This window comes from Burkholderia sp. Ac-20384 (genome assembly GCF_017104605.1).
Lineage (GTDB): Bacteria > Pseudomonadota > Gammaproteobacteria > Burkholderiales > Burkholderiaceae > Burkholderia > Burkholderia lata.
In genome coordinates this window covers 1-8,632 of the sequence record NZ_JAAGPE010000341.1, presented here as the reverse complement: position 1 = coordinate 8,632, position 8,632 = coordinate 1, and the positions used below count along the sequence as shown (strand labels likewise).

Sequence of the window (8,632 nt, the reverse complement as noted above, 5' to 3'; positions counted from 1 at the left end):
CCGGCGCAATGTCGATCAACGGGAATTCGAGCACGTCGCAACCGGCCTCGGCCAGTTGCGACGCAAGCGCGCCGGACTGGCCGTCCGGGCGCGTCAGGACAGCGGTGAACGCGCGCGCGCCGCCCGCCATCAGGCGTCGCCCTTGCCGGCGGGCGGCGAGCCCGCGAGCAGCGCCTGGACGATGTCGAGCGCGCCTTGCGCCTCGAGTTCGTCGGACACGGCGCGGCCGAGCGCGAGCGCATCGGCGACGGTCACGCCGGCCCCGCACGCCTCGGCCGCCAGCACCCGCATGCCGTCGGTCGTCGACACGCGGCCGGCGAGGTACAGTTCGCCCGCGCGCCACACCGCGTGCGCGGCGAGCGGCACCTCGCAGCTGCCGCCGAGCGCGCGCGACACCATGCGTTCGGCCTCGACCGCGAGCGCGGTCTGCGGGTCGTGCAGCGGTGCGAGCCACGCAGCGACGTCGCTGCGGTGCGATGCGATCTCGATGCCGAGCGCGCCCTGGCCCGCGGCGGGCGGGCTCGCCTCGACGTCGAGCAGCGCGCGGATCCGCGCTTCGAGGCCGAGGCGCTTCAGGCCGGCAGCCGCGAGGATGATCGCCGCGTAGTCGCCGCGGTCGAGTTTCGACAGGCGGGTATCGAGGTTGCCGCGCAGCGGCAGCACTTCCAGGTGCGGATAGCGCGAGCGCAGCATCGCCTCGCGGCGCAGGCTCGACGTGCCGACCACGGCGCCGGGCGGCAGCGCGTCGAGCGACGCGTAGTCGTTCGACACGAATGCATCGCGCGGGTCTTCGCGCTCCATGATCGCGGCGAGCGAGAAGCCGTCGGGCAGCGCCATCGGCACGTCCTTCAGCGAATGCACGGCGAGATCGGCGCGGCCGTCGGCCAGCGCGGCCTCCAGTTCCTTCACGAACAGGCCCTTGCCGCCGACCTTCGACAGCGTGCGATCGAGAATCTGGTCGCCGCGCGTCGTCATCCCGAGGATGTTCACGTCACAAGCTGGATATAATTTGCGCAGCGCATCACGCACATGTTCGGCTTGCCACATCGCCAGGCGGCTCTCGCGCGAAGCAATCGTCAACGTCGCGGGCAGCTGTGCCTGTTGCGGCCCGGCCGCAGGGGTCTCGGAATTCATTGCTGGAACATCGAAGGACGGGATTGAAGATCGAACAATGGTAGCACGCACGCCCCTGCCCGCCCGGGCCTGGAGCCTGCGCCCGGCCTGCCGCCACGCGGGTCGCGGCGCCGATGTGCGAATGTGCCGCACGTAGCTGGTTGCTTGACCGCAGTTTCGCAGTTTCCGCAGTTCCTTTTGACTCGAGCTTTCCCAAGGAAACCCATCGTGAAGTCTTCCGGATCGGCGCGTACGGCGCGCCGCAATGCTGCCCTGTCCTCCTCCGACGCCTCGACGGACACCGTCGCCACCGCCGCGAACGGCCGTGCGAAAACGGCAACGAAACCGAAAGACCCGATACGTCAGACAAAACGCACGACGAAAGCCGCCGGCCCGGCTGCCCGCACCGCGGCCCGCACGGCCGCCGCGCCGAAGTCCGGCACGCGCACGCGCGAAGACAAGGACGGCCCGCTGTTCGACGACATCCGCTTCCTCGGCCGCCTGCTCGGCGACGTCGTGCGTGAGCAGGAAGGCGACACCGTGTTCGATGTCGTCGAGACGATCCGCCAGACCGCGGTCAAGTTCCGCCGCGAGGACGACAGCGAAGCCGCGCAGACGCTCGAGAAGAAGCTGCGCAAGCTGACGCCGGAGCAGACGGTGAGCGTCGTGCGCGCGTTCAGCTATTTCTCGCACCTCGCGAACATCGCGGAAGACCGCCACCACAACCGCCGCCGCCGCATCCACGCGCTGGCCGGCTCCGCGTCGCAGCCCGGCACGGTCGCGTACGCGCTCGAACAACTGAAGACGACCGGCAACGCGTCGAAGCGCCTGCTGCAGCGCTTCTTCGACGATGCGCTGATCGTGCCGGTGCTGACCGCGCACCCGACCGAAGTGCAGCGCAAGAGCATCCTCGACGCACAGCACGACATCGCGCGCCTGCTCGCCGAACGCGACCAGGAATTGACGAGCCGTGAGCGCCAGTACAACGAATCGATGCTGCGCGCGCGCGTCACCGCGCTGTGGCAGACCCGCATGTTGCGCGACTCGCGCCTGACGGTCGGCGACGAGATCGAGAACGCACTGTCGTACTACCGCGCGACGTTCCTCGACGAACTGCCCGCGCTGTACGGCGACATCGAGGCCGCACTCGCCGAGCACGGCCTGTCCGCGCGCGTACCCGCGTTCTTCCAGATGGGCAGCTGGATCGGCGGCGACCGCGACGGCAACCCGAACGTGACCGCACCGACGCTCGAAGAAGCGATCAACCGCCAGGCCGCGGTGATCCTCGAGCACTATCTGGAACAGGTGCACAAGCTCGGTGCCGAGCTGTCGGTGTCGAACCTGCTCGTCGGCGCGAACGACGCCGTGAAGGCGCTCGCGGCAGCTTCCCCCGACCAGTCGCCGCATCGCGTCGACGAGCCGTATCGCCGTGCGCTGATCGGCATCTACACGCGTCTCGCCGCAAGCGCGCGCGTGCGTCTCGGCGAAGGCACGGTGCCGGTGCGCAGCGCAGGCCGCGGCGCGGCGCCCGTGCGCGCGACCCCGTATGCGGATTCCGAAGCGTTCGTCGCCGACCTGAAGGTGCTGACCGCGTCGCTCGACGAACACCACGGCACGTCGCTCGCCGCGCCGCGCCTCGCGCCGCTCGTGCGCGCGGCCGAAGTGTTCGGCTTCCATCTCGCGAGCATCGATCTGCGCCAGAGCTCCGACATCCACGAAGCCGTGGTCGCCGAACTGTTCGCACGCGCGGGCGTCGAGGCCGACTACGCAGCGCTCGCCGAGGAAGACAAGCTGCGCGTGCTGCTCGCCGCGCTCGCCGATCCGCGTCCGCTGCGCTCGCCGTACTTCGAATACTCGCCGCTCGCGCAGAGCGAACTCGGCGTGTTCGAGAAGGCGCGCGAAGTCCGCGCGCAATTCGGCGCACGCGCAGTGCGCAACTACATCATTTCGCATACTGAAACCGTCAGCGACCTCGTCGAGGTGCTGCTGCTGCAGAAGGAGACGGGCCTGCTCGACGGCGCGCTCGGCGTGCCGGGCGGCGATGCGAAGAACAGCCTGATGGTGATCCCGCTGTTCGAGACGATTCCCGACCTGCGCGACGCCGCGCGCATCATGCGCGAATACTTCGCACTGCCGGGCATCGACGCGCTGATCGCGCACCAGGGCGCCGAACAGGAAGTGATGCTCGGCTATTCGGACAGCAACAAGGACGGCGGCTTCCTCACGTCGAACTGGGAGCTGTATCGCGCGGAACTCGCGCTCGTCGACCTGTTCCGCGACCGCAAGATCACGCTGCGCCTGTTCCACGGCCGCGGCGGCACGGTCGGCCGCGGCGGCGGCCCGACCTACCAGGCGATCCTGTCGCAGCCGCCGGGCACCGTGAACGGCCAGATCCGCCTGACCGAACAGGGCGAGGTGATCGCGAGCAAGTTCGCGAACCCGGAGATCGGCCGCCGCAACCTCGAGACGGTCGTCGCCGCGACGCTCGAGGCGACGCTCCTGCCGCAGAACAACGCGCCCGCGCAGTTGCCGGCGTTCGAGGCCGCGATGCAGACGCTGTCCGATTCGGCGATGGCCGCGTACCGCGCGCTCGTCTATGAAACCCCGGGCTTCACCGACTACTTCTTCTCGTCGACGCCGATCACCGAGATCGCCGAGCTGAACATCGGCAGCCGCCCGGCCTCGCGCAAGCTGCAGGATCCGAAGCAGCGCAAGATCGAAGACCTGCGCGCGATTCCGTGGGGCTTCTCGTGGGGCCAGTGCCGGCTGCTGCTGACGGGCTGGTACGGCTTCGGCAGCGCGGTGAGTGCGTATCTCGACGGCGCGCAGGACGACGCCGAGCGCACGAAGCGCGTCGCGCTGCTGAAGAAGATGAACAAGACCTGGCCGTTCTTCGCGAACCTGCTGTCGAACATGGACATGGTGCTCGCGAAAACCGACCTCGCGGTCGCGTCGCGCTACGCGCAGCTCGTTTCCGATCGCAAGCTGCGCAAGCACGTGTTCGAGCGGATCGTCGCGGAATGGGAGCGCACGTCGCAGGCGCTGGCGGAAATCACCGGGCACGAAGGCCGCCTCGCGACCAACCCGCTGCTCGCGCGCTCGATCAAGAACCGCTTCCCGTATCTCGATCCGCTGAACCACCTGCAAGTCGAGCTGATCAAGCGTCACCGCGCGGGCGATACGAACGCGCGGCTGCGCCGCGGGATTCACCTGACGATCAACGGGATCGCGGCCGGCCTGCGCAACACGGGCTGATCCGCCTGCGGCGCGGTGTGATTCCGCGCCGGCCGACGTCGTAAAAGCCGCGATACGCGATGGTGCGTATCGCGGCTTTTTTCATGCGCGGGCGAAACCGCGGCGGCACACCTCGCGCTCAGTGCGCATCGATCAGCAGCGCGTCGTGCTCGAACGAGCCATCGGGCTGCACCGCGTAGTAGCCGCGCACCTCGTCCGGCGCATGCGCCCACAGCGCGCGAATGCCGGTGACGCTGTCAGCCGGCGTGCGGATGCGCGCAACCCACGTATCGAAATCGATCGGCAGCCGCCAGCAGCTGTGCACGTGCGCGTCGAAACCGGCTTCGCGGAACATCGCGAGCCATTCGTCCGCCCGGTAATCGCGCACGTGCGACGCGTCGCGCAGCACTTCCGCGGCCTGCAGGTACGTATCGAGAAGCGGATGCTCGTTGCCGGCGATGTCGATCATCAGCACACGGCCGCCCGGTTTCAGTACGCGGCGCACCTCGGCGAGCGCCGCGCGCATGTCGTGCCAGTGGTGCGCGCTCATCCGGCTCACGACCCAGTCGAACGTCGCCGTCTCGAACGGCAGTTGCTCGGCCGGGCCCTGCTGCGTGCGGATGTTCGCGAGCCCGCGCTCGCGCGCGGCCGCGTCAACGGTCGCGAGCATCTGCGCGGCGAGATCGTAGGCGACCACGTCACGCACGTGCGGCGCGACCGCGAAGCTCGCATGGCCGGCGCCGCAGCCGAGATCGAGCACCGCGGCGTCGGGCGTCGCGCGCACTGCATCGGCGAGCGTCTGCAAATCGGCGCCCGTCGCGTGGACCGTGCTCGTCAGATAGGCGGCGGCCGTCGTGCCGAATGCGTCGGCGACCTGATCGTGGTGTTTCATCGTTCGCTCCTTTGTACCGTTGCCGGTGCGACAGACGCGTCAGCGCCTGCTCCGGCCCCATGCAACGCGTTTTGTGGGACGCGCGCTGCCCTGCCAGCGCGCGAGCCGCTACAATAGGCCTGCGTTTGTACCAGTACAAGTTAAGCAGTTATTCTGGTATTCGATACACCTGTCTGATCGTTGCCGCGTCCCCGCTTCCATTTCGCCGTTTCCGCATGAACCACCCGTCCTCCGCCCCCGTCCCGCCGCTCGACGCCACGCCCGCCCGTGCACTCGGCGAATTCATCCGCGCCCACCGCGAGCGGCTGTCGCCGCAGGCCGTCGGCCTGCCGCCCGGCCCGCGCCGCCGCACGCCGGGGTTGCGGCGCGAGGAAGTCGCGCAACTGTGCGGCGTCAGCCCGACCTGGTACACGTGGATCGAACAGGGTCGCCCGGTGTCGGCATCCGCCGACGCGCTCGCGCGAATCGCCGTCGCGCTGCAACTGTCGAAGGCCGAACGCGCGTACCTGTTCGAGCTGGCCGCGCAGCGCGACCCGGCCGAGCCCGACGTCGCGGGCGGCGACCTGCCGCCGACGCTCGCCGCGACCGTCGCGGCAATCGCGACGCCCGCGTACGTGCTCGACCGTCAATGGAACGCACTCGCGTGGAACGCGCCGGCCGCCGCATTGTTCTCCGGCTGGCTCGACGGCGAGCACGACCGCAACCTGCTGCGCTTCACGTTCATGTCGCCGGCCGCGCGCACGCTGATCGTCGACTGGGAAACCCGCGCGCGGCGGCTCGCGGCCGAATTCCGCGCCGATTCGATCCGTCACCTGACCGATGCGCCCACACGCGCGCTGATCGACGCGCTGACTGCCGGCAGCGATGCGTTCGCGCAGTACTGGGCATCGCAGGACGTGTTCGAACGAGAAGGCGGACTGCGCGAATTCGACCACCCGGCCGACGGCCGCCTCGTGTACCAGCAGATCACGCTGAAGCCCGCGCACCGCGAGGACCTGAAGCTGGTGGTGCTGGTGCGCGACTGACGCAACTCAGAAGCTGATCGTTGCAGTAATCGAATCGCTGTAGTTGCCCGGCGCGGGGGTTGTCTGCGCGGGCACGCGCCCGTACACGGGGATCGTCTGGCTGAATCCGCTGCCCGACCCCGTCGCCATCGACGTGCCGCCGGTACCGTCGCCCCATGGCGTCGTATAGCCGCCGTCCGCGTAAAGCTGATAGCCGACCGACCCGCCGCCGCCCGTGCGCGACATGACACGCGCGGCGACGTTGCCGCTGCTGCCGCCGTTCAGCGCAATCTGGAACGCGTCGCCGTTCGTGCAGCGCGCATTGATCGACCCGGCCGCTGCCAGCGGAGACGTCAATACGCCGGTGGCCGGAAACGCGACGCCGGTTGCGGTGATGATGCAGTCGTTGGCGACCGTGGCCGTTGCGGAGAAGCTCACCGTGCCGGCCGCCGACTGTGCCGCGCAGGTCAGCGTCGGCAGGATGCTGAGCAGCGAAAAGCTCTGGCTGTAGGTCGCCTGGTTGCCGCTGAAGCTCTGGGTGTAGACGGTGCTGCTGTTGTTCACGGTCGGCACGGTCGGCTGGTTGGCCGTGACGCGGCCATAGATTGTGATGTTCGCGCTCGCGCTGGTGCCGAGCAACGGTTTCTGCAACGTCACGGAGATCGGCGTGGTGCCGGCGCTGACGGAGCCCCACGTCTGCGAATAACCGGAATCCTGGTACAGGTCGTACTGCATCTGGTTCGTCCCGTTGCTCAGGTAGCGCGGGCTCGTGCCGCCGAGGTTCACGCAGACGAGCACGCCCGTGTTCAGGCTCAGCACATCCCACGTGCAGTTGACGGTCATCGTGCTGGTGGTGGTAACGGCCAGCAGCCGGATCGGGCTGACGGAGCCGAAGCTCGGCGCCGGTGGCGTGACCGAACAGGCATCCGCGCGTGCCGACGCCCACGGCGCGCCGAGCGCCATGACCAGCAGCAGGCACGACAGCATGCGCAGCCAGCCGCGCGCCGCGTCGAATCGCTCATCCGCCATGGTTTTCCCCGTAAGCACGCTCGCCCGCGACAACCGTCGCCAGGCCACGCGCCCCTCGATGGTAGCCGGCCGCGTACTGCGTCGTTCGCGCCGATTCTTGATCCAGGTCAAGCCGCCCACAGCAATCTATCAGGAATCCGGCACAAAACCTGCCGCTTCGGCATTTTCACCATTGCCGCCGCCCGAAAGCGTGGAGTAGTCTTCCGTCAACGACAGCGCAGTTCCGTCGGCACGGCAGGCACAACGCGGGAGGCCACCCGCGAGCCGGGCGACACCCCTTGAACGGCTGGAGATAACCACAATGAACGCTACCCGACGTCGTGTCCTTTCCGCCGCGCTCGCGACCGCCTTCTCATTCGCACCGGCGCTGCAACCCGTTACCGTCGCCGCCACCTACTCGAACGGCAACGCCACCGCCCAGTTCAACGTCACGCTGACGATCCAGGCGAACTGCACGATCGCCGCCAACCCGCTCGCATTCGGCACGACCGGCGTGCTCGCGTCGACGATCAGCCAGCAGACCACCCTGTCCGTCACCTGCACGAACTCGACGCCGTACAACGTCGGGCTCGATGCGGGCACCGTCACGGGCTCGACGGTCGCCAGCCGGCTGATGGCCGGTACTGCGAGCGGCAACACGAGCACGACGGTCGGCTACCAGATCTACCAGGATTCGGGGCACGCCACGGTCTGGGGCAACACGCAGGGAACGGACACGGTCGGCGGTACCGGGACCGGTTCCGCGCAGTCGCTGAACGTGTACGGCCAGGTGCCGGCGCAGGCGACACCGAAGCCCGACACCTATCAGGCGACCGTCACCGCCACCGTCTACTTCTGACGCCCCGTGGCGTTCCTTCCGCGCGCGCTCGCCGCGCTGTGGGCCGCGTCGGCGGCAGCCGTATCCGCGGCCACGCTGCAGATCACGCCCGTGACGATCGAGCTGCCGCCGTCGGCAGCCGCGGCCAGCGTCATGCTCGACAATCCGGGCGGACGGCCGATCTACGGCCAGGTCCGCACGTACCGCTGGACGCAGGAAAACGGCGACGACGTGATGACGCCGACCGACGCGCTCGCCGCATCGCCACCGCTGCTGCAGATCGGCGCGAACGCCGGGCAGCTGATCCGGCTCGTGCGCACGGCCCTCGACGCGCCGGCCGCCGAGGAAAGCTATCGCGTCCTGATCGACGAACTGCCCGCGCCTGGCACCCCGGTCGAAAACGGCATCACGATCCGGCTGCGCTATTCGGTGCCCGTGTTCGTCGAACCGCCCGGGATGCCGGCGCCGCCGCGTCTCGCGTGGCGCGTCGAACGCGACGCGCAGGGCCTGCGGCTCGCGGTCGACAATCGCGGCGGGCGGCGA

At 69.1% G+C, this 8,632-nt stretch carries 7 protein-coding genes; 4 read left to right on the top strand and 3 right to left on the bottom strand.

The window, feature by feature from the left end:
* Positions 1 to 129 precede the first annotated feature (129 nt).
* Positions 130 to 1,134 (bottom strand): hydroxymethylbilane synthase, encoded by a 1,005-nt coding sequence (gene hemC, locus G3O00_RS36455; RefSeq protein WP_206145909.1) that lies wholly within the window; start codon positions 1,132 to 1,134, stop codon positions 130 to 132.
* A 207-nt stretch (positions 1,135 to 1,341) separates the two neighbouring features.
* Here hemC and ppc point away from each other — a divergent pair, with 207 nt between their 5' ends.
* Positions 1,342 to 4,368: a phosphoenolpyruvate carboxylase gene (ppc, locus tag G3O00_RS36450; RefSeq protein ID WP_206145908.1), complete on the top strand. Its 3,027-nt coding sequence runs from the start codon at positions 1,342 to 1,344 to the stop codon at positions 4,366 to 4,368.
* Positions 4,369 to 4,486: 118 nt separating this feature from the next.
* Here the strand turns inward: ppc and G3O00_RS36445 are convergent, their stop codons facing one another.
* The gene (locus G3O00_RS36445) at positions 4,487 to 5,239 is read right to left on the bottom strand and encodes a class I SAM-dependent methyltransferase (RefSeq protein WP_206145907.1); all 753 of its coding nucleotides are present in this window, start codon (positions 5,237 to 5,239) and stop codon (positions 4,487 to 4,489) included.
* A gap of 215 nt (positions 5,240 to 5,454) precedes the next feature.
* Here G3O00_RS36445 and G3O00_RS36440 point away from each other — a divergent pair, with 215 nt between their 5' ends.
* Entirely contained in the window at positions 5,455 to 6,264 is an 810-nt protein-coding gene (locus G3O00_RS36440; RefSeq protein WP_039368575.1) for a helix-turn-helix transcriptional regulator, read from the top strand.
* A 6-nt stretch (positions 6,265 to 6,270) separates the two neighbouring features.
* On the opposite strand, the gene G3O00_RS36435 is transcribed toward G3O00_RS36440, so the two are convergent.
* Positions 6,271 to 7,230, bottom strand: coding sequence for a spore coat U domain-containing protein (locus G3O00_RS36435; protein ID WP_241025502.1), 960 nt, complete (start codon positions 7,228 to 7,230; stop codon positions 6,271 to 6,273).
* Between the two features lie 343 nt (positions 7,231 to 7,573).
* Here G3O00_RS36435 and G3O00_RS36430 point away from each other — a divergent pair, with 343 nt between their 5' ends.
* Positions 7,574 to 8,110, top strand: coding sequence for a spore coat U domain-containing protein (locus G3O00_RS36430; protein ID WP_206145905.1), 537 nt, complete (start codon positions 7,574 to 7,576; stop codon positions 8,108 to 8,110).
* Between the two features lie 6 nt (positions 8,111 to 8,116).
* A partial coding sequence (locus G3O00_RS36425) for a fimbria/pilus periplasmic chaperone (RefSeq protein WP_206145904.1) occupies positions 8,117 to 8,632 on the top strand: 516 nt, incomplete at its 3' end.